Consider the following 22,846-nt stretch of genomic DNA (forward strand, 5'->3'; position numbering starts at 1 on the left):
TCGGGGCCGAAGCCCCGACCCGGTCTAGAGCTGTCAGCTCATCGCGAACTCGACGTTCGCCTGCGCTTCCTCGAGCGCTTGGCCGGGTCGGCGCCTCCGATGATCTGCGTGATCGCCGCGCTGACGGAGTCGCGGCCCTCGTAGTAGTACGCACCGGTGTTGTTGCTGGGCACCTCGGCGCCGAACTGGGCGACCTCCGAGAAGATCGGCTGTCCGCCGAAGTACTCGCTGGGCTGCTCGTAGGCGGGCGACGACGCGGCGGGGAGCCAGTTGGCGACCGCTCCGGTGGCGGGGAGGATCGTGTCGTACAGCTCGGTGGAGCCGGCGAAGGTCGACGCGAGGAAGTCGGTCGCGAGGTCGACGTCGGCGTTCGAGCTGATCGTCCACGACGATCCGCCGTTCGCGGTGTAGTTGGTCGCGCCGTCGACGCTGTCGAGCGACGGCACGTTGGTGACCTGCCACTTGCCGGCCTGGTCCTCGGCGGCCTGGATGGAGCCGACGATCCAGATGCCGTTGATGGTGCCGCCGACCGAGCCGTTCACGAAGGTGCCCAGGTACTCGTCCCACGAGTTGACCTCGACGAAGACGCCCGACTCGACGAGCTGCTTGTAGGTGTCGATCGCGGTGAGCAGCGCGTCGTTGTCGCTGATGGTGGGCATGCCCTCGTCGTCGAAGAGGCTGGCCCCCGCGCTCTGCAGCATCATCATGATCATGTCGGCGGAGCCCGCCTGGCCCGACAGCAGCGGCGAGCCGGTCTTCGCCAGGACGTCCTTGCCCTTGGTGAGGAAGTCGTCCCAGGTGATGTCGGTGAAGTCGTCGATCGTGTAGCCGGCCGCCTCGAGGACGTCGGTGCGCAGCGCGGTGACCGCGGTGCCGGAGTCGAACGGGACGCCGTAGTTCACGCCGTCGACGGTGGAGTACGCGGTGACGGCCTCGGGGAACTCCGAGAAGTCGACGGCGTCGGTCGAGATCTCGCTGAAGATCTCGGGGTAGTTGAGGGCGTTCTTCTGGAACGCGTTGTTCTGCATGAGGAAGATGTCGGGCAGCTCTTCGTACTGCCGCGACTGGGCGAGGGTCGTGAGCTTGGGCTGCAGGTCCTCCCACGGCGTCTCGATGACGTCGAGCGAGAAGTCCGGGTTGTCCTTCTGGTAGATCTTCTCGGCCTCTTCGAGGGCGGCGATGTTGAACGCCGGGTCCCAGGCCCAGACGGTCAGGGTGTTGTCGCCGTCGCCTCCGCCGTCACCGCCGGAGGACGAGCCTCCGCCGGAGCAGGCCGTGAGGGCGAGGGCGAGGGGGAGGGCGACGGCCACGGCGGTCGTGACCTTCTTGGAGAGAGTTCGCACGGTGTCTGTTCCTTGTCTGTGATGGCAGGTGCTGTGTCGGGTGCTGGAGGGTTTCCGCGGCGGTCCCGGAGGGGCGGATCGTGATCGGATCCGCCGACTCCGGGGTCGGCCGGGGGCGCACTCGGGGGTCCGAGTGCGAGCGGGGGGAGGTCAGCGCAGGGGCTGCCAGGGGCCGTACGGGTCGCCGGGGGCCTGGTTGCGCGTCCACCACTCGGCGCGGAAGCGCTGGCCCTGGTGGACGACGACGTCGCCGGTGTCGAAGATGCGCGAGGCGGTCCAGATCGCGGTGCCGTCGGGTGCGGTCAGGATCTGCTGCCACGGTCCGTTCACATCGCCCGGCTTCTGGTTGCTCGAGTACCAGGAGGCGCGCCACTCGGATCCGGCGTAGAGCACCGCCGCACCCTTCTGGTACACGGCCTTCGCGTTCCAGGCCGGCAGCACCGAGACGGTGAGGCGGGCCTCGACGGTCGCCCCCTCGGCGAGGAGCGCCGGGACGACCGCGACGGTCGCGGTGCGCGCGCCCGCCGTCGTCGTCACGAACCCGGTGACCCGGTACTCGCTCGCGGTGAGGGCGCGGGTGCTGCCGTCGGCGAGGGTCGCGGTGACCGTGACCGACGCGGGGTCGAATGCGGCTCCGACCGGCACGAGCACCGTCGCCGGAGCGACGACGATCGAGCGGACGGCGGGGACGAGCGCGGCGCGGGTCGACTCCAGCGCGGCGCGGGCGGCGTCGACGGCCGCCTGCGTCGCCGGACCGGCGAGCACGGCGGTCGCCTCCGCTCGGGCCTCGGCGAACGGAGCCCAGGAGCCGGCCGTGGAGTCGGCGGGCACGAGGCCGGCCGTCACGTCGACGAGGGCCTGCAGCGGCGCCGTGTCGACGCTCTGCTTCCGCAGCGACAGCGCGTCCACGCTCACGGACTGGCCGCCGGTGCCGGTCGCGGTGATCGCGACGCGGGCGGTGCCGGCCGGCAGGACGAACTGCTCGGACGCGACGTCCGCCCATCCGCCGGTCACGGGGATCGCGGTCGTGTGCGCGACGCCGTCGGCGCCGGTGACGGACACCTGCGCGGCGGTGAGGCCGCCCGGGTTGCTCGCCTTCAGGGCCAGCGCGTAGACGCCCGCGGGCACCTCCTCCTCCTGCTGCACGCCGCCCGAGAAGGCCTGCGCGGCTCCGAGGCGGAGGGCGAAGCGGGAGCCGTCGGCGCCCGGCGAGGTGTTCTGCACGAAGGCGGTGGTGGCGGAGGAGGGGTCGGCGACCTGCGTCCATCCGGTGATCGTCGTCACCGCGATCCGGTCGGCCGCGAAGTCGGGGTTGAGGATCCAGTTGTTGCCCTCGCCCACCTCCCACTCGCCGGTGCGGGCGTTGATCTCCCACTCGCTGAGCGAGTTGAACGACACGTCGGCGCCGGTGCCGGAGAGCGGCACCCACTGGTTGTAGCCGAGGCCGTTCCAGGCGAAGTCGGCCCAGCGGTCGCCGGCGTAGATCACGGTGTCCTGCTCGGTGCCCTGCACGGTGAGGAAGAAGCCGCTCTGCGTGACGTGGCTGTAGTCCTTCTCGGTGCCCGGCAGCACGTACATGCTCGAGTAGGGGCCCTGGATCCGTCCCTCGAGCGAGCGCACGAGGTAGGTCTGCGAGGTGTTCCAGCCGTGCAGGTCCGAGCTCGCGACGTAGTACTGGCCGTCGAGCTTGAACATCGCGTTGCCCTCGCGGCCCGCGCCGCGGTACACCTCGACGGCGGTCTCGACCGAGAGCGAGTCGCTCTCGGCGATCTTCCCGACGTAGGTGCGGCTGCGGCCGTCGCGGTACGAGAAGACGAGGTAGTCCGAGCCGTCGTCGTCGGTGAAGACGGTCTGGTCGCCGGTGCCCTGGTTCCAGCCGGGCTTGTTCGGGTTGTTGTAGACACCGGGGATGTGGGTCTGCAGGTTCGCGTACTCGAAGTCGTCGACGGGGGAGTCGCCGCTGAGGAACAGCACGCCGGCGTTGGTGATCCGGGCGGGGTCCGGGCTCTCGAACTGGGTGAGCAGCACGTAGCGTCCCGTGTTCTCGTTGTAGGCGACTCCGAGGCGCCCGATCCAGACGGCGTCGGCGAGCGTCTCCATGTCCGAGAAGTAGGAGCCCGAGACGTCCTTGGACGTCGGGATGTGCAGCGGGGTGTCCTTCGTGGCGACGTCGTTCTCGAACGTCCAGTTCACGAGGTCCTCGGAGGAGTACGCGGTCACGGCCACGAAGTCGACCTCGCCCGCCCGCGTGTAGGTGCGGGTGGGGGAGTCGTAGTACTGCTGCGAGCCGGTGTACTCGACGCCGTACCAGTAGTAGCGGTCGCCGAAGCGGAAGATGCCGCCGCCCTGCGAGAAGATCGGGTCGCCCGCGGTGTCGAGCCAGAAGCGGTTGTTCTCGATGGTCTGCAGGTCGCCGTCCGACAGCGGGTCGAGTGCCGCGGCGCTCGTCTGCAGGCCGTTCTTCGCGGCGACCACGGCGGAGGCGCTCGCGGCCGGGTCGTCCAGCACGTCGCCGGCCGTCACGGTCGCGGCGGCGAAGGGCGCCCACGAGTCGGCCGTGTAGGCGGAGGGGACGCGGGTGCGGTACTGCTCGAGGATCTCGCGCAGCCCCGAGACGCGCACCAGGGCGGTCTCGGCCTGCTCGAGGTCGGCGCGGGCGCCACGAGCTCGGCGTCCGTGGCGGTGGCGGAGTCGCGGACCGCTGTGGCGGTCGTGAGTTCCGCGGAGAAGGCGGCCCAGGAGGAGGCCGTGAAGTCGTCGGCGGCCGAGGCGCTCAGCCGGTCGATCGTCTCCGTGAGGCGAGCCCGCTCGTCGACCGGCGTCGTGGCGGTGAACTCGGCCGAGGCGTGGTTGATGAAGCCCACGGTGACCACGCGCAGGACGTGCTCGCCCGGCTGGAGGCCGGTGTGGCTGAAGATCGGGACCGTGGTGGTCGAGCGGGCGCCGCGGTAGTCGGCCGAGCCGACCTTGACTCCGTCGACGAAGACGTCGGCCGTGCCGTTGGTGGTGGCCTTGCGGCCCGAGAGGGCGACGGTCTCGCCGGTGAACGTGATCTCGAACGCGGCTCCGGCGCTCGCCCAGGTGTGGGTGCTGTTCTTCGACCAGGCGCCCTCGTAGAAGGTCTTCAGCGGCGTGCCGCGGACGGTCGTCGTGTCGGTGAAGGCGACCGTGGAGGTCTGCACCTCGGCGGCTTCGGCGCTCGACACGGAGGTCTGGCCGGTGAGCACGAGCAGTCCGGCGAGCAGCGCCGCGACGAGGGCGGTGAGCCGTCGAGTCGCGGGCCGGGTGGCCGGGCGGGTGGTCGATCGTGGGATCGATCGCGTCAAGGGAGTCCTCCGTCGTCGCAGGTCCTACGTGGTACAGCGCTGTACCACGGGGGCGAATCTAGACCGAGGACGCCTCCGACCGCAAGAAGCGTTTTCCGACGGTCCTCGTCGTCGCGCGCTCGATCACCTTCGAGCGGGCGAACTCGGTGGTCGGCGCGCCCGCCGCGCGGTCGATCCGGGCGATCAGCTTGTCGAGCGCGGTCTCCGCGATCCAGTCGATCCGCGAGTCCATCGTCGTGAGCGGCGGATTCAGGTACGCGGACTCCTCGACGTCGTCGAAGCCGATGACCTGGACGTCCTCGGGGAGCCGCAGGCCCCCCTCGCGCAGCGCCGAGACCGCTCCGATCGCCAGGCCGTCGTTGAGGCAGACGAGACCGTCGAACGGCAGGCCGGTCTCGATGAGATCGCGGGCGACCCGGAACCCCGAGCCGATCGTCCAGTCGTAGCCCGTCACTCCGACCAGTCGCGGATCGAGAGTGCCGCCCCACGCGGTCACCTCCTCGAGCACCCCCCGCAGGCGCAGCTCGGCGTTGCCTTCGCGGGCGGCGCCGAGGCCCGCGGCGTCGAACGGCACGTGCGCGCCGACCACCGCGATCGACGTGCTGCCGCGCTCGAGCAGGTGCGCGGTGGCGGTGCGGGCGTCGTCGACGTCGTCGGTGGTCACCCGGTCGGTCAGGCCGTAGGTGTTCCGCGAGCCGAGGCAGACCAGCGGATACGGCACGTCCAGCGCCTCGCGATCGAGGGTCTCGTGCTCGGACAGCGAGAGCAGCAGCCCGTCGGTGAGCTGCGCGTTGAACTGCTGCAGCAGCCGGCGGGACCCGGTGCGGCCCTCGTCCGGATACGTCGTCACGTAGACGACGAGACCCCTCCGGCGCGCGGTGTCGACCACGACCTCGGCGAGCTCGGCCAGGTAGGCGGCCTTCAGGGTCGGCACCGCCAGCGTGACGGAGTCGGTGCGCCCGCGGGTCAGGTTCCTCGCGGCGACGTTGACGGTGTAGCCCAGCTCGTCCACCGCCGCCTGCACGCGCAGGCGCGTCTCGTCGGCCATGCGGCCGGTGTCGTTGAGGACGTTCGACGCGGTCTTCAGCGACACTCCGGCGCGCTCGGCGACGGCCAGCAGCGTGGCCTTCCTGCGCGGCGGTGCCATCGCGTCCCCCTCCTGTGCGGCGCGGCGCTCGTGCGCCGTGCTCCCGCCCATGGATACACCACGGCTCGTGGGACGCGGCAGGGTGCCGCTACGCTGACGCGGGTCCGGCCGAGGGGAGCGACGCGATGACGACAGCTCCGACGAGGCGCGCGCTCCTGCTCGAGAGCATCGTCGGGCACATCCTCGAGCACGGCGTGGCGAACGTGTCGCTGCGCGCTCTGGCCCGCGCGGCCGACTCGAACAACCGCATGCTGCTGTACTACTTCGGCTCCCGCGCCGAGCTGCTGTCGGAGGCGCTCGTCGCCGCCGCCGTGCGCTTCCCCGACATGCAGCGCGCGGCCGACGAGCTCCTGGTGCCCGGCCGCCCGCTCCACGAGCGCCTCGACCGCTCGTGGGAGGCGCTCGCCTCGGCGGGCAACCGGCCCTACCTGCGGCTGTTCTTCCAGGTCTTCGGGCTCGCGGCGTTCGAGCAGGCCGAGGAGTGGCGGGCGACGCGCGGCCGCTTCGACGAGTTCCTGCAGCCGGAGCTGCGCCGGGCGCTCGCCGAGTCGGGCGTGCCGCCGGAGGAGGTGCCGGTGCTGGCGCGCGAGATCGTGGCGTTCTGGCGGGGCCTCGAGATCCTGCTGATCTCGCTCGATGACGACGCGGGCGTGGATGCGGTGCGCGTGCGCGGCCACGCCGACCTGCTGGCGCGCCTGCCGCCGGATCGTCAGCAGAACCAAGGCTGAGGGGATCGATCCGCGTCGATGCGACGGATCGGCTGCGCTGAGCCTTACTTCTGCGGGTCGGTGCGCTTCGAGGCGCCGTCGCGCTCGCCCAGCAGCCCGGCGATCACCGCGTCGAACTCCTCCCGCAGCCGCGCCTTCTGCTCCGGCGGGCAGAACGCCGCCTCGACGCCGTTCCGTGCGATCGTGCAGGCGTCCTCGAGTCCGAGCCCCAGTGCGGGCAGCGCCTCGCGGTACTCGCGGCCGATGTCGGTGCGGAAGAACACGGCGTCGTCCGTCGACACCGTGACGCGCAGCCCGGCCCGCACCATCGCCGCGATCCGGTGCTGCGGGTCGAGCGTCCAGCCCGAGCAGATCGTCGTCGACACCGGCGTGGTCGTGAATCCGATGCCGGAGTCCCGGGCTCTCGCGACCAGATCCGGGTCGTCGAGGATCCGGTAGCCGTGGTCGATGCGGTCGACCCGCAGCACGTCCATCGCGATCCGCACGGAGTCCGGCTCGGACCGGTCCGTCTCGCCGACGTGGGCCGTGAGTGCCAGCCCCGAGCGGCGCGCGAGCGCGAACGCCTCGCGGAACCGGCCGGGATCCTCCGTGCCCTCGGGCGTCAGATCGTCCATGCCGAGGGCGACGACCTCCTCGCGCGGGTGGCGGCGCATCGTCTCGACCAGCTCGACGGCGCTGCCCGCCGGCTCCCTCCGGTTCACGGCCACGACGATCCTGAAGCCGACGCCGAGGTCGGCCTCCGCGGCGCGCAGCCCGTCGAGGATCGGATCGAGCACGTCGGCGTACCCGAGCCCGCTCCAGCCGAGGTAGGCCGCGTCGGCGAAGTACTGCGGGTTGATCGCGTACTCGCGGTAGCGCAGCCCCTGCGCCGCTGCCGCGCGCACCCCGTCGTAGGCGACGGTCGCGAGGTCGGCGGAAGTCCGCAGCACCCGGTGCGCGGCCCGGAACGCGACGAGGAACTCCTGCAGGTCGGCGAAGTCGAACAGCGTCGCCGGGTCCGCCGACGGCAGCTCCACCCCGTAGCGGTCGGCGGAGGCGATCAGGTGCGCGGCGCTCATGGTCGACGCGAAGTGGCAGTGCAGCTCCGTCTTCGGCAGCCGCCGCAGGACCTCGTCGTCGTCCATCCCGGCCCGCTGCTCGACTGCGCTCATGCCTTCATGCTGCCAGCGCCGGCCCCGCCCTTCGCAGGCCGCGTATCAAGACCGCCCTCCTCGAGCGCTGGTGGATCTCGATACGCGCGCTGCGCGCGCTACTCGATCAGCGAGGGTGGCCCGCCCTCCCCTTCGCTGGCCGCGTATCGAGACCGCCCACCTCGAGCGCTGGTGGATCTCGACACGCCCGCGGCGCGGCCTGCTCGATCAGCGAGAACGGGGCCGCCCCTTCCTCCGCTGGTCGAGTAGCGGCGGCACGCCGCGTATCGAGACCCCCGTCCTCCAGCGCTGGTGGATCTCGATACGCACGCTGCGCGGTCTACTCGATCAGCCGAGGCGGCTCGTCCCCTGCGAGAGGACGCGAACCGGGCGCCACCCCTCCGCCGGGACCCGTTCCCCGCCGAGTCGGCACCGCGAGCCCGCTCGAGTCGTCGCCGACCGGGCCCTGCGCGCCGTGCAGGCCCCGCCTGGCGCCCACTCGATCGACGTCGAGCCCCCAGCGTCCACCCGAACGCCCCGCAGAGTTTATCCAGCACTCGAATCAATTCGACTAGGCTTCGAGCATGACTGAGAACACCTCCGAGCTCCGGGTCGGCGTCGTCGGCCTCGGCTTCGCCGGCACCACCCATCTCGACGCCTTCCAGGCCCTGCCGGGCGCGCGCGTCGTCGCCCTCGCCGGCCAGGAGGAGGCGCGCCTGCGCGAACTCGGCGCGACGCGCGGCGTCCCCGATCTCTACTCCGACTGGGAGGACCTCGTCGCGCGCGACGACCTCGACGTCGTCTCGATCGGCGTGCCCAACCATCTGCACCACCCGATCGCGGTCGCCGCGCTGTCGACCGGCAAGCACGTCTTCTGCGAGAAGCCGCTCGCCACGACCGCCGAGCTCGCCGCCGAGATGGTCGAGGCCGCGCGCATCGCCGACCGCGTGCTCGAGATCGCCTACAACCACCGCCGCCGCGCCGACGTCGCCTACCTCCGCCGCTACCTCGACGACGCTCCGCTCGGCGACGTCTACCACGCGCGCGCGAGCTGGCAGCGGCGCACCGGGATCCCCGGGATCGGCTCCTGGTTCACGAGCAAGGCGCTGGCCGGAGGCGGCCCGCTGATCGATCTCGGCTCGCACGTCCTCGACATCGCGCTGCACCTGCTCGACGAGCCGCGCGTGACCAGCGTCTCGGCCGTCGCCTACGGCGAGATCGGCCGCTCCGGACGCGGCGGCCGCCCCTACGGAGTCGCCGCGAGCGGCACCCACGCGTTCGAGGTGGAGGACTTCTCGAGCGCGCTCCTGCGCCTGGACAACGGGCGCAGCCTGCAGCTCGACGCCTCGTGGGCCAGCTACTCCAAGGTCGACGAGGACATCGAGGTCGAGCTCCTCGGATCCGCCGGCGGTGCCCGACTGCACGTCGCCGACTACGCGACCGAGGGCACCGTGACCCTCTACTCGGAGGTCGCCGGCGCCCCGACCACCTCCCGCCCGACCATCCCGGTGCCGTCGGGCCACCACCGCTCGGTCATCGCCGAGTTCCTCGACGCGATCGCCTCGGGAGCCGACGCGCCTGCGGGCGGCCCCCGCTACTCCGGCCACTACGGCGAGTACGCGCTGCACCGCAGCCGCGTGATCGACGCGATCTACCGCTCCGCCGCCGAGAAGAAGGAGGTGGAGGTCGCATGAGCGCTCTCGAGACGACCCCCGCGACCACCCCGGCCGGACCCGTCGAGGTCCTCGTCTGGAACGAGTTCCGCCACGAGACCCGCGGCGACGAGACCGTGATGAAGCACTACCCCGAGGGCATCCACCGCGTCATCGCCGACGGTCTCGCCGACTCGCTCGGCGACGGAGTCGCGGTGCGCACCGCGACGCTCCCCGAGGCCGAGCACGGTCTCACCGAGGAGGCACTGGCGCGCACCGATGTGCTTCTCTGGTGGGGCCACATCGCGCACGGCGAGGTGTCGGACGAGGTGGTGCAACGGGTGCTGCGGCACGTGCAGGAGGGGATGGGCATCCTGGTGCTGCACTCCGGCCACTACTCCAAGATCTTCCAGGCCCTGATGGGCACGACCTGCTCGCTGAAGTGGCGCAACGACCAGGACCGCGAGCTGGTCTGGACGATCGCTCCGACGCATCCGATCGCGCAGGGCGTTCCGAGCCCGATCGTGATCCCGCAGCAGGAGATGTACGGCGAGTACTTCGACATCCCCGTGCCGGAGGAGACGGTGTTCCTCTCGACGTTCACCGGTGGCGAGGTGTTCCGCTCGGGAGTCACCTACACGCGAGGCCTCGGGAAGGTGTTCTACTTCTCGCCCGGCGACCAGGACTACCCCGTCTACCACCACCCCGACATCAAGCGCGTGCTGGCGAACGCCGTCCGCTGGGCCCGCCCGACCCGCGAGCGCACCCCGCTCACGGCCGACCACCACCCCCGCGGCTGGTTCGAGAGCTGACGCCCCCCCGCTGGTCGAGTAGCGCCGCAAGCGCGTATCGAGACCCGCCAGGTCCGGAGTCGGTGGATCTCGATACGCCCGCTGCGCGGGTCACTCGATCAGCAAGGGGAGGCGGCGCCCCTTCCCTTGCTGGTCGACCAGCGCCGCTGGCGCGCATCGAGACCCGCGACACCCGGAGCCCGGCCGCCTAGAGTGCCGGGGTGACCGACCTCCTCGACCTCGTGGCGCGCGTGCCTGACGCGGTCCTGCGCTACGGAGCGGCTGCGCAGCAGATCGCGGACCGCTACGCCCCGCGATCATCCGGCCGCGGACTCGTCGTGCTCGTGCACGGCGGGTTCTGGCGAGCACGATGGGATCGCACGCACCTCCGTCCGCTCGCCGCGGCGCTGGCCGACCGCGGGTACGACGTGCTGCTGCCCGAGTACCGCCGGGTCGGCGATCCCGGAGGCGGCTGGCCGGGGACCGGAGCCGACGTCGTCGCGTTCCTCGCAGCCCTGCCCGTTCTCGTGGGCGCGGCGCCGCGGGCGACGCTCGTCGGCCACTCCGCCGGCGGGCATCTCGCCCTGTGGTCGCAGGCCGCGCATCCGTCGCCCCACGTCGAGGCGGTCGTGGCGCTCGCCGGAGTCGCCGACCTGCGCGCCGCCGCCGAGCTGCACCTCAGCGACGACGCCGTGCTCGAGCTGCTCGGCGACCGGCCGCTCGCCCCGGCCGATCCGCTGCAGCTGCCGATTCCCCCGATGCCCGTGACCCTCGTGCACGGCACCGACGACCCCGATGTCCCACCGGCCCTCAGCCGCGCCTACGCGGCTCGGCATCCGTCCGCGCGCCTGATCGAGCTCGCCGCGACCGGCCACGACGACCTCGTCGACCCGCGCAGCCCGGCCTTCGACACCCTCCTGGCCCTGCTGCCCTGACGACGAGAGGCCGCCCCGGCACGCCGACGACGGCGTACCGGAGCGGCGCCTCGCGGACGGGCGACCGGGACCGGCCTCAGCAGGACACGAGTCGCGCGACCCGGTCCGAGAGGGTCCCTGTGCCTCCGAGCAGGATCACCGTGTCGGCTCCGAGCGCGGTCACGTCCTGGAGCACCTTCGGCGGCACGCAGTCCGGCCGTACCGCGAAGAGCGGGCTGCTCGTGAATCCCGCCGCCGTGGCGCCCGCGAGGGCGTCGGGGAAGTTCTCGCCGGTGGCGAAGTACACGGTGCTCGCCGAGGAGAACGCGGCGCGGTTGAGCTGCTCGGAGGTGTCGTAGCGATCGGAGCCGCCGATGCGCGTCGCCGGCACCGGCAGCGAGGTCCTGATGCCCTCGCTGACCGAGAGCGCGCTGCCCGCGATCGTGAGCGATCCGACACCGAGATCGGTCAGCAACCGGCCGGTGCGCGGGTCGGCCGAGGTCGCCCCGCCGTTGACGAGCAGCACCGGAGCGTCGACCGCGCCGGCGGCCGCGCTGGCACCGAGGGCGTCGGGGAACTTCTCGCCGGTCGCGATCCACGCCTTCGAGGCGCCGGAGGGGAACGCCGACCGCACGATCTTCTCGGCCGTGTCGTAGCGGTCGACGCCGCCGATCCGCTCGATCGCGCCAGCGTAGCGGGCGAGCTCCGCGTAGAGTGCATCGCCGACGCTGAGCGCGGAGCCGACCACGACGATCCGCTGCGGCTTCAGTCGGGCCAGCTCCTGCTTCACGCTCGGGCTCATGCTCTCGCGGTCGACGAGCAGGAGGGGTCCGCCCTGGGTCGCTGCGGCGGGCGCGGCGGCCAGCGCATCCGGGAACTTCGCTCCGGTCGCGATGTAGGTCACGGGGACGCCGGGTGCGAAGGTCGCCTTCGAGATCTCGACGGCGGTGCCCTGCCGGTCGCTGCCCGAGAGGCGCTTCACATCGACGTCGGGAGTGGGGACGTCGGTGCGGTCGACGGTGAGCCGGTAGGGCAGGCCGGCGGTGACTCCGTTCGTGCGGGCGGAGACGAGGACGTACACGTTCCCGGCAGGAGCGGCGACGGTCGCGGCCCGCAGGGTCTCCCCTCCGCAGTCCGAGCCCTGGAGGTCGGCTGTCGTCAGCCGGTTCCCGACGTTGTCGTAGGAGGAGACCGAGTAGACCCTCCCTGTTCCGAGGTCGCACGCGAACCGGAAGTCGATGCTCAACCGTGCGGGGGAGGGGAGCTGGAGGCGGAAGTAGTCGCAGTCCGAGCTGTTGCAGTCACCGTCGAAGATCGATCCCTCGATGGCTCGTCCGAGGGTGATGACGTCGGCCGTCGCGGTCGAGCCGTTCTTCTCCGTCTCGACGACGCCCGGAGTCAGGCTCGCGCTCAGGGAGTAGGCCTGGCCGGACCAGATGTATCCGCTGCTGAATCCAGCGACACGCGTCTTCAGCTGGACGTAGGACGTGCCCGCGTCCACGTACATACCGAGCCCGCGCAACCGGCTCCCGTCGTAGTCGGCCGACGAGATCGTCTCGGTGTAGATGTAGTCGCCCCGCGCGTCCTGGACCACCAGCTCGAACGAGGAGGCGGTACCCAGAGAGTCGGAGAACCGCAGGTCGAGGACGAGCCGCCCGGCGGTCGGTGCCGCGATCCGGTAGAAGTCGCAGTCGTAGAAGTTGTTGTCGCAGTCCCCGGACGGCCCGAAGACGGCGGTGACGCCCGTTCCGAGCGCCAGCGGCTGAGCAGTCGCGGTCGATCCGTTCGGCTCCGCCTCCAGCACCTCCGCCGCTCGCGCGGGCGGCGCTGCGAGCAGCGTCGCGAACAGGAGCAGCAGGACGAGCAGTGCGAGCAGTGGACGGGCGAGCGGACGAGGAGCGGCGTGGGACGACATCGGTCGCCTTTCTCGGCAGTGAGGAGTGGTTCCGGACGCCGCGGCCGCATCGAAGGTGCCCGGGGCCGCGTGCCGCTCACTGTAGGGACTACGCCCTCCCGTGTCGATGAGTAGGACTACCCACCTGGGCAGTCCTCACCGCCGCGAGCGCTACAGCGCCGGCGGGTACAGGAAGAGGGGGACCTGCGCCGTCGGGTACGTGCGCGTCACGTAGCTGTGCTTGCCGCCGTAGTTGTACTCCTCGAGGAGCACGGTGCCGTCGTCGTTCACCTTCTGCACGTACGAGACGTGGTTGTAGGTCCACCACGCGACGCAGCCCGCGATCGGCACGCTGCTCGTCGCCCAGCCCTTGGCGGCCCAGTTGTCGGGCCACTCCCACGCGCTGCCGCCCATCGGGGTGATGTTCCCCCAGGTGTACGTCCACGGCGCGGCGGTGGCGCCGGCGTCGCGGTTGAGGCGCCAGGCGACGAAGTCGACGCACTCGCGGTAGTAGTAGCCGAGGGGGGAGAGTCCGCCGCCGTCGTCGTCGATGGTCTCGTAGGGCCACGGGTAGTCGTCGCCGACGGCGCGGGTCTGCACGGTCGTGAACCGGCCGCCGTTCGAGCCCGAGAGCACGGCCGCCTGGCGGCTCGCCTCGTCGAGCTGCGCCTGCGTCGGCGCGGCGAAGGCGTCGCGCACGGCGGTCTGCCCGGCGGTCTCGGAGGAGACGGTGAGGTTCTGCACGCCCGCGCGGTTCGCGGCGGTGCCGGCTCCGCCCGAGGCGGTGGCGGTCGTGCCGCGGGTGCCGTACGCGGGGATCGCGGTGGTTGCGACGAGGCCGCCGACGATCGAGAAGGTGGCGAATCCGAGCGCGCGGCGGGTGAGTGAGGGGGTGCTCGACGCGGCGGTGCGGGCGGAGGGGGACGGGGCGGCCGCAGCGCGCACGGGGACAGAAGGAGCGGGAGTCGCGATCGAGGCAGGAGCGTCCGCACTCTCGCGGGCCGCCGCGGCGGCCTCCGCCGCTCGCGCCTCGCGCCGCGTCAGCGGCACCGGTGCCGCCCCCTCCACGCGCTCCGGATGCTCGGGAACGCCAGGGTTCGACACGCGCGCGTACTCCTCGGGATCGTCCGTCCGCGGGGCTTCGGGGCCACCGGCGGGGCCGGTCGGGCACCGGCGAGGAGCGAGTCTAACGCGGCGTCCGCAGATCACGGAAGGATCACGGCCCGTCGCGCGGCGCCCGGTGCCAGGATGGTCGGGCAAGGGAAGGAGCCGTCCATGACCGAGTCCACCCCCACCGGTCCCGTGCTCGTCGGCGTCGTCGAGGGCCAGCGTCCCGAGGTCCTGCGCACCGCCGCGCGCTTCGCGAAGGACCTCCGCGCCCCGCTCCTCGTGCTCTACGCGGCTCCCGACCCGTACCTCGTCGGCGAGTACGTCGATCCGATGACCGGCGCGATCCCGGTCGTCGGACGCGGCCGTCCGACCGAGGGCCCGACCGCTCCGCCGAGCCTCGTGGCCGAGGTCGAGTCGATCCTCGACGGCGCCGAGCACACGTTCCAGGTCGCCGAGGGCGAGCCCGCGCTCGCACTCACCGACGCGGCCGAGAGGACCGACGCGCGCATGATCGTGGTCGGCACCCGCGACGCCGGCGTGCTCGCGAGCATCGCCGAGTTCCTCAGCGGCAGCGTGGCGGTGCACCTCGCGCACCGTCAGCACCGGCCCGTCGTGGTGGTGCCCCGCGCCGAGCGCGACCCGGCGCACCGCGTGCCGTGGGATCTGGCGGAGTGACGCGACCGCTGCATCTGCGCGCAGGTCCGATCCTCCTCGTCGCGGTGGGCGGCTCCGTCGGCACCGCCGCCCGGTACGCCACCGCGCTCGCGCTGCCTCCGGTCGACGGCCTGCCCCTGCCGACCATCGCGGTGAACCTCGTCGGAGCCTTCCTGCTGGGAGTGCTGCTCGAGTCGCTCGCCCGCCGCGGTCCCGACGACGGCGGCCGCCGCACCCTGCGGCTCCTGCTGGGCACGGGCGTGCTCGGCGGCTTCACCACCTACAGCGCCTTCTCGCTCGACACCGCGGAGCTGCTCGCCGCGGGGCGCGTCGCCGAGGCCGCGCTCGCCGTCGGGATCACGCTGGTGCTCGGCACCTCGGCCGCCGTGCTCGGCATCCTGCTCGCCGACCGGCGCCGGACCGCGCGCCCGGACGGCCGCCCCCACGACCCGGCACCCGCGAGGGGGCCCGCGGAGTGAGCCCCCTCGCCCTCCTCCTCGGCGTGGCGCTGGCCGGCGGCGTCGGCTCGGCCGCCCGCCTCGTGGTCGACGGAGTCGCCCGCTCGCTCGTGCCCGTGCGCTGGCCGATCGGCACGGCCCTGATCAACGTGACGGGCTCCCTCCTCCTGGGCCTCGTCGCGGGCCTCGCCCTCGCGGGCGTCGTCGCCGAGGAGTGGCGGATCCTGCTGGGCACCGGACTCCTGGGCGGCTTCACGACGTTCAGCACGGCGAGCGTCGAGGCCGCGCGGATGCTGCTCGAGGGTCGCCGGGCCGCCGCGCTCGCCTACGGACTGGGCACGTGGGCGGCGGCGCTCGCCGCGGCGCTCCTCGGTCTCGCCCTCGCCGGTGCCCCCTTCTGAGGGGGTGAGACCCGGTGTCCCGACGCGCCTGGCCGCCGTGTCGATGCGCGATCATGGATCCGTGACATCCGTGGGGGGCGTGCGAGACCTGAGGGTGGCCGTCGTCGACGACCAGCCCCTCTACCGTCAGATGCTGGCCTCGGTGCTGCGCTCGGTGCCGGGCGTCCGGAGCGTCGTCGACGCCTCCTCCGTCGCCGAGGCGCGGGAGCGGCTGCAGCCGGAGTCGCTCGACGTCGCGATCCTCGACATCGAGCTGGGCGACGGCGACGGCATCGAGCTGGGCCGCGAGCTGCGCGCCGGCAACCCCGCGCTCGCCGTCGTGCTGCTCTCGGCGGTCGACGCGATGCACCGCTTCCTCCGGCTCGACCGCTCCGAGGCGCGCGGCTGGAGCTACCTCTCGAAGACGTCCTCGCTCTCGACCCCCGCTCTGCTGACCGCGATCCGCGCGACGTCCGACGGGCGGACGGTCCTGGATCCGGCTCTCGTCGCGGCCCGCACCGCCCGCCGCAACTCGCCGGTCGCCGCCCTCAGCCGCCGTCAGTACGAGGTGCTGACCTGGCTCTCGGCCGGTCTGACGAACGCGGCGATCGCCGAGAAGCTGGGCATCGCCGTCCGCTCGGTCGACAACCACGTCAACGCGGTCTACGCGGGCCTGGGCTTGCGCGCCGACGGCGCCCGCAATCCGCGGGTCGAGGCGACCCTGCAGTTCCTCGAGCACACCGGATGACCCTCGTCGACGGCACTGCTCGGACGCGCGAGGACGTCCGCCAGGACAGCCGCATCCTGGTCGGAGTCGTCTCGCTGCTGGGCGGCGTGCTGTCGCTGCTGGCCGCGCTGCAAGCGGTCTTCGCGCTCGGCATCCTGTCGCAGACGGTCCGCGGAGTGGCGGGCGGGCCGGTCCTGGACGTCGTGGTCCGGGTGAGCGTCAACGTCTCGGCGATCGCCCTGGCGGTCCTGCTGCTCGCGGTGCTGCGCCCCGAGCGGTTCCCGCGTCGCGTCTCGGTGCCCGCGGTCGTCGCCCTCGCGGGGGGAGTCGCGCTCGTGCGCTGCACGCTGCAGGTGCTGGCGGGCGTGTACCCGCTCGAGGCGGTCGACGCCCTCGTGATCGAGCTGGCCGTCGGCGCCGCCGTGATCGGCATGACCACCGCGTTCGGCTTCCTGCTGGTGCGCACCGCCCGGCGGGTGCGCGAGAAGGAGCGCGAGAACGCCCGCGTGCTGCTGCAGGCGGTCCAGGCGGTGCAGGCGCTGCAGGAGGAGGAGCTGCGCGTGCGCCGCGAGGTCGCGCAGAACCTGCACGGGCGGCTCCAGAACACGCTCGTCGTGCTCAGCGCCGAGCTGCGCGCGGTGGCGGATGCGCCGGCGGACCGCTCCCGCATCGCCTCGATCGCCGACCGCCTCGACGAGCTCCGCGAGCACGGGATCCGGGCCGCGAGCGGTGCGCTCTACCCCGTCGACATCGAGCACGGCCTGGTCGCCGCGGTGCGCGACCTGGTCGCCCGCCTGCCGCTCGAGATCGCCGTCGAGCTCGACATCGACGAGCGCTACGCGGAGGTGGAGGAGCGCGCCGTCCCGCTGGAGCAGCGGGTGCTGCTCGTGCGCACGGTCGAGGAGGCGCTGACCAACGCGCTCAAGCACGGCGGGGCGGACGCGGTGCGACTGACGCTCGCGGTCGACGACGCTCCTGCCGTGCTGGTGACCCTCGAGGACGACGGCCGGGGCCCGGGCGAGGCTCCGGAGTGGAACGGCCTCGCCCGCCTCGCCCGCCAGTTCGCGGTCTACGGAGGCGGGCTGGAGCTGCTGCCCTCCGCGTCGGGAGGCGCGCTGCTCGCGGCGCGCCTCCCGGTGCACGGCTGAGGCCGTGGGCGCGTCGCCGGGGCGACGGTCCCGATCCCGCAGGGGAGGGGCCCTCCGCCCCGCCCGTCTGCAAGAGTGGGCGCATCCGCACCAGAGCGGACACGGGGGGTCCGAGTGAGTGACGGAGTCGTGGGCGCGCGCGCCGACGAGACGATCGTGCTGCCGAACGGGGCGGCGGCCCGGCAGTCCGCCCGGATCCGCGCCCTCCGCCTCGGCGTCGGCGCCGCGGGGCTGCTCCTCGCCCTCGCCCTGCTGGTGCCGAACGCGACCGCGCTGCCGGCGCTCGGACTGCCGTTCCTCGTGCTGCTCGCCGCGATGTGGATCACCGCGCCGTTCCGCCTCGAGCTCTCCTCCGGCATCGGCACCGTGACCTTCGGAGTCGGGGTGTCCGTCCTCGCGTTCCTCGCGGAGGACGTCCCGCGGCCCCAGGCGCTGGTGCTGTGGGTCCTGGCGCTCGCGGTCTTCCTCGTCGTCGGCCGCCGACCGTGGACGGTGATCGTCTACCTGACCGGGCTCGCGAGCCTCTCGGGCGGCGCGTTCCTCCTGACGCTCTCCCTCTTCCCGCACACGGGCTGGTGGCCGGTCATCGCGGCCGTCCCGGCGGTGCTCGCCTACGGTCTGCTCTCGATCGGGACCGAGTACCTGCAGGCGTGGCTGACGCTCGACGAGGTGCCGGACGTGCCGCGCCCGACCCTCCGCCCGGGCCGCGTCGTCCTGGCGCTCGCCCTGAACATCGGTCTGGTGGCGCTGGCCTACGGCGCCCGGCTCTCCTCCGGGATCGAGCGGATCGACCTCGGCGTCGGCATCGACATCCGCTCGGCCAACACCCTGCTGCTGATCGCGCTGGTCATCGCGGTCGTCAGCCAGCACCTGCGCCGCACCCGCGTCGAGCGCAAGCTCGAGGGGCTCGTGCAGGCGTCGCTCGCGCTGCCGTGGGGCGATCAGGCCTCGATCTTCGAGACGCTCGAGAAGTCGGCGCGGCAGTCGATCCCGTCGGCGAGCATCCGCATCGCGGAGGAGCCGGGCCGGCCCTTCGAGCTGTCCGCGCCCGTGACCGCGCCGGGCATCGGCGTCCGCCACGTGGTCCTCACCCGCCGCCCCGACTCCGACGGCTTCAGCCCCCTGGAGCACCGGACGCTGCTCGCCCTCGCCCACATCGCGACACAGGCCCTGTACGACCGCCGCAACACGCGCGCCCTGCGCGACGCGGCGACGACGGATTCGCTCACGGGCCTCACGAACCTCCGCGGGCTCTACGAGGAGTTCGACGCGATCACCGATCCGACCCGCCGCGCGATGCTCTTCATGGACCTCGACGCCTTCAAGGCGATCAACGACACCCACGGCCACTCGACGGGCAACACGGTCCTCGAGGAGGTCGGCCGCCGGATCCGCGAGAGCGTGCGCAGCGACGACGTGGTCGCGCGCATCGGCGGCGACGAGTTCGCCGTGCTGCTCGACTCGGCCACGGCAGGAGCCGTCGCCCAGCGCATCAGCCGCGCCGTCGAGCGCCCCGTCCTCGTCGGCGGCGTCACCCTCCACCCCCGCATCAGCATCGGCGCCCCGGTCGCGTCGACGGCGGCAGCTTCGACCGGGTCATGCAGGAGGCCGACGAGCGGATGTACGAGCCAAGAAGGAGCGGAAGGGGGCGCCGCAGGATCCGGCGGGCGAGGACCTGCTCACCGAGATCCACGAGGCCGTGCTCGGTGCGGAGGTGCGCGTGGCGTTCCAGCCGGTCATCGACGTGGCCGAGCGCCGCATCATCGGCTTCGAGGCCCTCGCCCGCTACACCCGCCGCGACGGCACTCCGCTGAGTCCGCTGACCCTCGTCGACGTCGCCCGCTCGCTGGGCCTGCTCGACCTCCTGACGACGCAGATCATCGACCAGGCCGTCGCCTGCATGGTCGAGTTCCGCGGGATCGACGACACGGTCACGTTCCTCAGCGTCAACCTCGAGGCCGAGCAGCTCCTGCACGACGACGTGCTCGACCTCGTCCGCGGCCACCGCACGGCCGAGAAGGGCATCCAGCTCTGCCTGGAGCTGACCGAGGGCTCGATCGGCCACGTCGACGCCGAGGTGATCGAGCGGGTGCGCCGGCTGACGGAGGAGGGCATCGCGATCGCCCTCGACGACTACGGCCAGGAGCACGCGGCCGCTGCCGCCCTGCTCACCGTGCCGCTGAGCATCGTCAAGATCGACCGCGTCTTCCTGGCGGATGAGGAGAACCCCAAGCACGCCACGATCCTCCGCTCGATCATCAACCTGGTCTCGGACCTCGACATGCACACGATCGTCGAGGGCGTCGAGACGCCGTCGGCGCACGCGCTGCTGACGTCGCTGCGCGCGGAGCGGGCGCAGGGCTACTTCTACGGCCGGCCGCTGTTCCCGGAGCTCGTGAAGGAGCGCCTGCGCACGACGGGGACGGCGGCGCTGCCGGACCAGGCGGGCTGAGGAGCCGAGCTCTCGAGCTGCGGAGTCGAGCTCTCGACCGGCGGAGCCGAGGGTCCCCGCGCCCGACGGACGGCGGCTCAGCCGAGCAGCAGGGCCACGAGCACCAGCACCGGTACCGCCGCGATCGTCGTCAGCAGCGCGGTGTCCCGTGCCAGGACGGCTCCGCGCTCGTAGCGGGAGGCGATGGTGAAGACGTTCTGCGCGGTCGGAAGAGCCGCGATCACCGTGACGGCGAGCAGCTGCTCGGTGTTCAACGCGAAGACGAAGCGGCCGAGCGCCCAGGCGCACACCGGCATGACGAGGCTCTTCAGGATCGAGGCGACGATCACGTCGCGGCGTGCGGAGCCGGCCCGGAGGGGGCGCTGCCCGCGGAGCGACACTCCGAAGGCGAGCAGGACCAGGGGGACCGAGGCGCTGCCGACGATCTCGAACGGCTGCAGGACGGGCGCCGGCACCTCGACACCCGTCAGAGCGACGGTGATGCCGAGCGCCGACGCGATGATCATGGGATTCCTCAGCGGCCGCGTGAGGATCGAGCGGAGGGAGGCCCGACCGCGGGCGGAGACGTCGAGCGTGGTGAGGAGCGCCGGAACGAGGATCAGATGCTGCATCAGGAGGATCGGGGCGACCCACTGCGGGTCTCCGAGCACGTGGATCGCGACCGGGAGCCCGATGTTGTTCGCGTTGACGTACCAGGCGGCCGCCGACGCGACTGCCGTCTCCGCGACGGGCCGGTGGAGCAGCAGGACGGACAGTGCGAGCGAGAGTGCGGCGATCACCGCGACCGCGCTGAGGGAGGCGAGGAAGAACGACGAGAACAGAGCGGAGAGGTCGGCGCGCGTGAGGACGGTGAAGAGGAGCGCGGGCGTGGTGACGAAGAACGCCACCGTGCTCAGCACGACGCTCGACTCCGGCCCGACGGCCCCGGATCTGGCGAGGACGTACCCCATCGCGATGACGACGCCGATGATGGAGAAGCCGATCAGGACGCCGCTCATGGCGGGCTCCTTCCGAGGCGGGGTGAGGCGGACGGGACGGTGGGGGCGGCTGTCCCGCCCATGACGGGAGTCCTCCGCCCGGCAGCACCGACGGCGCGCTCGCGGGCGCGCGGATCAGGAGCGGTCCGGCCGCCTCCGTCCCCCCTCTCGCGAAGAGTCGACGACGGGGTCGTCGCTCGACCGCTCGGGGGAGCGGTCAGCTGGTCGCCTGCTCGAGCGAGCGTCGGCGGACGTTCTCGATGTGCTCGAGCATCGCCGCGCCGGCGGCGTCGGCGGACCCGGTGGCGAGGGCGGCGCGGACGTTCTCGTGCTCCGCGATGGCCGATTCGGCGTCGCTCACGCCCAGCCCCCCGAACATCCGGAAGCGCTGGGCCTGACCGCCGAGGGATTCGAAGGCGCGGTAGAGGAAGGCGTTGTCGGCCCGGCGGGCGATCAGGTCGTGGAACTGCTCGTCGGCCTGCCAGTACGAGTGGTACTCGGCGAAGGACGGGCCCTTGGGCGCGGTGGACAGCTTCGTGATGGCCTCGTCGAGGGCGTCGAGGAAGGCGTCGTCGACGTGCTCCGCGGCGAGCTTCGCGTTCGCGGGCTCGACGACCGAGCGCGCGTGCATGAGGTCGTCGAGCTCCTTCGCCGAGAGCATCGGAGCGGCACGGTAGCCCCGGAGCGCCTCGCGGGTGACGAGCCCGGTGGACTCCAGGCGGGCCAGTGCTTCGCGGACCGGCGTCGGAGAGACGTCGAGATCGCGGGAGAGGGCGTCGATGTTGAGGGACGTGCCCGGCGGGAGGGCGTTCTCGAACAGGCGGGCGAGCAGTTCGTCGTACACGCCGTCAGCGAGGGACGTCCGCCGAGGTCGGCCTCGGGTGAGTGGTGTCGACATGGCATCAGCTTCGCATAGTCCTACAGGATGTACCATTTATCGGCGCATTCCCGGTCCGATCCTCCGCGGAGGCGACGTCGAAGCGGTAGTCCCGATACAGGGGAGCCGGCACCGGCCGCCTGCCCTCCTGCGCGCGGCTCACCAGATCGCAGACGGATCGCCGGTCGTCGTCCGTCCATCCGCGACGCGCGAGCTCGTCGTGGAGTGCCGCGACGGACACCGGGCTCCACTCGTCCCGGGCGTTCATGAGGTCGGCCTTCATCATCGCCACGCTCCACGTGGCGTGTCCTCCGCTGGCGGCGGTGAGGGAGCGGAGGTGGCGGAGGAACGCCTCCGCGCGCTCCGGCAGGGCGGTCGCGGTCGCGGTCATCGGATCCGCCCCGCTTCCGCGTCCGCCTCGTCCAGGACGAGGCGGATCTGCTCGGGGTCGTGGGCGAAGCGTCCGAGGAAGAGGCCGTCCACCTCGGGGCGCAGCCGCCGCAGGAGACCGGGCTTCGCGCTGCCTCCGTAGATGACGGGCGTTCCCGTCAGCGAGTCCGGCAGCCCCCGCTTGAGGGCGCGCACCGTCTCGCGCACGTGCTCCGCGTCCGCCGGCTCCGCCGCTCCGATGGCCCAGACGCTCGTAGGCGATCACGGCGGGCCCCTGCCGGAGTGCCCCGATCTGCTCCAGGCACGCGGCGGCGGCGTCGGTCGGGGGCATCGCGGTCGTCTCCCCGACGCAGAGCAGCGGAACGAGCCCCGCGCGCTGGGCCGCGGACGCCTTCTCCCGCACCACCTCGTCCGTCTCGCCGAGGAGCGCCCTGCGCTCGGCGTGGCCGATCTCGGCCATCCGGACCCCCATCTGGGCGAGCAGGGGAGCTCCGGTCTCGCCGGTGTACGGACCGGAGTCCCAGCGGCTGACGTCCTGGGCCGCGACCACGACCCCGCTGCCGTCCAGGAGCCGGACCGCCGCCTCCAGCAGCGGCGTGGACGGCGCGACGAACAGCTCGACGCGGCCGTCCACGACCGCCGGATGCGCGGAGGCGATCCGCGCCACGGCGGTCAGCCAGGTGATCGACGTCTCGTAGGAGAGGTAGAGCTTCGTGCTGATGCCGATGCGGAGGGCGGGCGCGGTCAT

General features: G+C 72.5%; 22 protein-coding genes and 2 pseudogenes. 11 read left to right on the forward strand and 13 right to left on the reverse strand.

Going from position 1 to position 22,846, the window contains the following annotated elements:
• Positions 1 to 38: 38 nt before the first annotated feature.
• From B0T42_RS01645 to B0T42_RS01660, 4 genes are all read right to left on the reverse strand, one after another.
• A complete protein-coding gene (locus B0T42_RS01645) occupies positions 39 to 1,343 on the reverse strand; it encodes an ABC transporter substrate-binding protein (protein WP_139344381.1) in 1,305 nt (434 codons plus the stop codon).
• Between the two features lie 150 nt (positions 1,344 to 1,493).
• On the reverse strand, positions 1,494 to 3,965 hold the full coding sequence (locus tag B0T42_RS01650; protein ID WP_077221685.1) for a carbohydrate-binding protein: 2,472 nt from the start codon (positions 3,963 to 3,965) through the stop codon (positions 1,494 to 1,496).
• Complete coding sequence (locus B0T42_RS01655; RefSeq protein WP_077221686.1) at positions 3,863 to 4,669, reverse strand: hypothetical protein; 807 nt, start codon at positions 4,667 to 4,669, stop codon at positions 3,863 to 3,865. Before B0T42_RS01655 ends, B0T42_RS01650 begins: the two co-directional genes overlap by 103 nt.
• Before the next feature lie 58 nt (positions 4,670 to 4,727).
• Positions 4,728 to 5,816 (reverse strand): LacI family DNA-binding transcriptional regulator, encoded by a 1,089-nt coding sequence (locus tag B0T42_RS01660; RefSeq protein WP_094742656.1) that lies wholly within the window; start codon positions 5,814 to 5,816, stop codon positions 4,728 to 4,730.
• A 125-nt stretch (positions 5,817 to 5,941) separates the two neighbouring features.
• Between B0T42_RS01660 and B0T42_RS01665 the strand changes: the two genes are divergently transcribed.
• Positions 5,942 to 6,544, forward strand: coding sequence for a TetR family transcriptional regulator (locus tag B0T42_RS01665; RefSeq protein WP_077221688.1), 603 nt, complete (start codon positions 5,942 to 5,944; stop codon positions 6,542 to 6,544).
• A 44-nt stretch (positions 6,545 to 6,588) separates the two neighbouring features.
• Here the strand turns inward: B0T42_RS01665 and add are convergent, their stop codons facing one another.
• Positions 6,589 to 7,695 (reverse strand): adenosine deaminase, encoded by a 1,107-nt coding sequence (gene add, locus B0T42_RS01670; protein WP_077221689.1) that lies wholly within the window; start codon positions 7,693 to 7,695, stop codon positions 6,589 to 6,591.
• Between the two features lie 563 nt (positions 7,696 to 8,258).
• Between add and B0T42_RS01675 the strand changes: the two genes are divergently transcribed.
• The 3 genes from B0T42_RS01675 to B0T42_RS01685 all read left to right on the forward strand — a co-directional run bounded on the left by B0T42_RS01675 (position 8,259) and on the right by B0T42_RS01685 (position 11,052).
• Positions 8,259 to 9,368 carry a Gfo/Idh/MocA family protein gene (locus B0T42_RS01675; protein WP_077221690.1) on the forward strand — a complete coding sequence of 370 codons (1,110 nt, stop codon included), beginning with the start codon at positions 8,259 to 8,261 and terminating at the stop codon, positions 9,366 to 9,368.
• Positions 9,365 to 10,138, forward strand: a complete 774-nt coding sequence (locus B0T42_RS01680) for a ThuA domain-containing protein (protein ID WP_077221691.1) — start codon at positions 9,365 to 9,367, stop codon at positions 10,136 to 10,138. The genes B0T42_RS01675 and B0T42_RS01680 overlap by 4 nt, the downstream gene beginning before the upstream one ends.
• 200 nt (positions 10,139 to 10,338) lie before the next feature.
• Positions 10,339 to 11,052 (forward strand): alpha/beta hydrolase family protein, encoded by a 714-nt coding sequence (locus B0T42_RS01685; RefSeq protein WP_077221692.1) that lies wholly within the window; start codon positions 10,339 to 10,341, stop codon positions 11,050 to 11,052.
• A 76-nt stretch (positions 11,053 to 11,128) separates the two neighbouring features.
• Here the strand turns inward: B0T42_RS01685 and B0T42_RS01690 are convergent, their stop codons facing one another.
• On the reverse strand, positions 11,129 to 12,946 hold the full coding sequence (locus B0T42_RS01690; RefSeq protein WP_077221693.1) for a cell wall-binding repeat-containing protein: 1,818 nt from the start codon (positions 12,944 to 12,946) through the stop codon (positions 11,129 to 11,131).
• A gap of 150 nt (positions 12,947 to 13,096) precedes the next feature.
• Positions 13,097 to 14,029: a CHAP domain-containing protein gene (locus B0T42_RS19825; RefSeq protein ID WP_158078010.1), complete on the reverse strand. Its 933-nt coding sequence runs from the start codon at positions 14,027 to 14,029 to the stop codon at positions 13,097 to 13,099.
• Between the two features lie 171 nt (positions 14,030 to 14,200).
• Here B0T42_RS19825 and B0T42_RS19830 point away from each other — a divergent pair, with 171 nt between their 5' ends.
• The 5 genes from B0T42_RS19830 to B0T42_RS01720 all read left to right on the forward strand — a co-directional run bounded on the left by B0T42_RS19830 (position 14,201) and on the right by B0T42_RS01720 (position 17,402).
• Entirely contained in the window at positions 14,201 to 14,710 is a 510-nt protein-coding gene (locus B0T42_RS19830) for a universal stress protein (RefSeq protein WP_158078011.1), read from the forward strand.
• Complete coding sequence (crcB, locus tag B0T42_RS01705; protein WP_094742653.1) at positions 14,707 to 15,168, forward strand: fluoride efflux transporter CrcB; 462 nt, start codon at positions 14,707 to 14,709, stop codon at positions 15,166 to 15,168. The genes B0T42_RS19830 and crcB overlap by 4 nt, the downstream gene beginning before the upstream one ends.
• Positions 15,165 to 15,548 carry a CrcB family protein gene (locus tag B0T42_RS01710; RefSeq protein WP_077221696.1) on the forward strand — a complete coding sequence of 128 codons (384 nt, stop codon included), beginning with the start codon at positions 15,165 to 15,167 and terminating at the stop codon, positions 15,546 to 15,548. The genes crcB and B0T42_RS01710 overlap by 4 nt, the downstream gene beginning before the upstream one ends.
• 61 nt (positions 15,549 to 15,609) lie before the next feature.
• Positions 15,610 to 16,275 carry a response regulator transcription factor gene (locus B0T42_RS01715; RefSeq protein ID WP_236720055.1) on the forward strand — a complete coding sequence of 222 codons (666 nt, stop codon included), beginning with the start codon at positions 15,610 to 15,612 and terminating at the stop codon, positions 16,273 to 16,275.
• Complete coding sequence (locus B0T42_RS01720) at positions 16,272 to 17,402, forward strand: sensor histidine kinase (protein ID WP_077221697.1); 1,131 nt, start codon at positions 16,272 to 16,274, stop codon at positions 17,400 to 17,402. Before B0T42_RS01715 ends, B0T42_RS01720 begins: the two co-directional genes overlap by 4 nt.
• Positions 17,403 to 18,343: 941 nt before the next feature.
• Here the strand turns inward: B0T42_RS01720 and B0T42_RS20900 are convergent.
• Positions 18,344 to 18,493 carry a hypothetical protein gene (locus B0T42_RS20900; protein ID WP_236720056.1) on the reverse strand — a complete coding sequence of 50 codons (150 nt, stop codon included), beginning with the start codon at positions 18,491 to 18,493 and terminating at the stop codon, positions 18,344 to 18,346.
• On the opposite strand from B0T42_RS20900, the pseudogene B0T42_RS22540 reads away from it, so the two are divergent.
• A pseudogene (locus B0T42_RS22540) lies at positions 18,483 to 18,965 on the forward strand (GGDEF domain-containing protein); the annotation flags it as partial. The gene B0T42_RS20900 and the pseudogene B0T42_RS22540 overlap by 11 nt on opposite strands.
• A gap of 136 nt (positions 18,966 to 19,101) precedes the next feature.
• On the forward strand, positions 19,102 to 19,854 hold the full coding sequence (locus B0T42_RS01730; protein WP_446737344.1) for an EAL domain-containing protein: 753 nt from the start codon (positions 19,102 to 19,104) through the stop codon (positions 19,852 to 19,854).
• Between the two features lie 77 nt (positions 19,855 to 19,931).
• Here B0T42_RS01730 and B0T42_RS01735 read toward each other — a convergent pair whose 3' ends face one another.
• The 5 genes and pseudogenes from B0T42_RS01735 to B0T42_RS21840 form a co-directional block, all read right to left on the reverse strand.
• Complete coding sequence (locus B0T42_RS01735; protein ID WP_077221699.1) at positions 19,932 to 20,852, reverse strand: AEC family transporter; 921 nt, start codon at positions 20,850 to 20,852, stop codon at positions 19,932 to 19,934.
• Positions 20,853 to 21,048: 196 nt separating this feature from the next.
• The gene (locus B0T42_RS01740; RefSeq protein ID WP_236720057.1) at positions 21,049 to 21,675 is read right to left on the reverse strand and encodes a GntR family transcriptional regulator; all 627 of its coding nucleotides are present in this window, start codon (positions 21,673 to 21,675) and stop codon (positions 21,049 to 21,051) included.
• A 58-nt stretch (positions 21,676 to 21,733) separates the two neighbouring features.
• Positions 21,734 to 22,099 carry a hypothetical protein gene (locus tag B0T42_RS01745; protein WP_077221701.1) on the reverse strand — a complete coding sequence of 122 codons (366 nt, stop codon included), beginning with the start codon at positions 22,097 to 22,099 and terminating at the stop codon, positions 21,734 to 21,736.
• Positions 22,096 to 22,305 carry a triose-phosphate isomerase gene (locus B0T42_RS21835; protein WP_269087483.1) on the reverse strand — a complete coding sequence of 70 codons (210 nt, stop codon included), beginning with the start codon at positions 22,303 to 22,305 and terminating at the stop codon, positions 22,096 to 22,098. The genes B0T42_RS01745 and B0T42_RS21835 overlap by 4 nt, the downstream gene beginning before the upstream one ends.
• A 103-nt stretch (positions 22,306 to 22,408) precedes the next feature.
• Positions 22,409 to 22,846, reverse strand: a pseudogene (locus B0T42_RS21840) (triose-phosphate isomerase); the annotation flags it as partial.

The sequence above is a fragment of the Rathayibacter rhapontici genome (assembly GCF_001995175.1).
Classification (GTDB): domain Bacteria; phylum Actinomycetota; class Actinomycetes; order Actinomycetales; family Microbacteriaceae; genus Rathayibacter.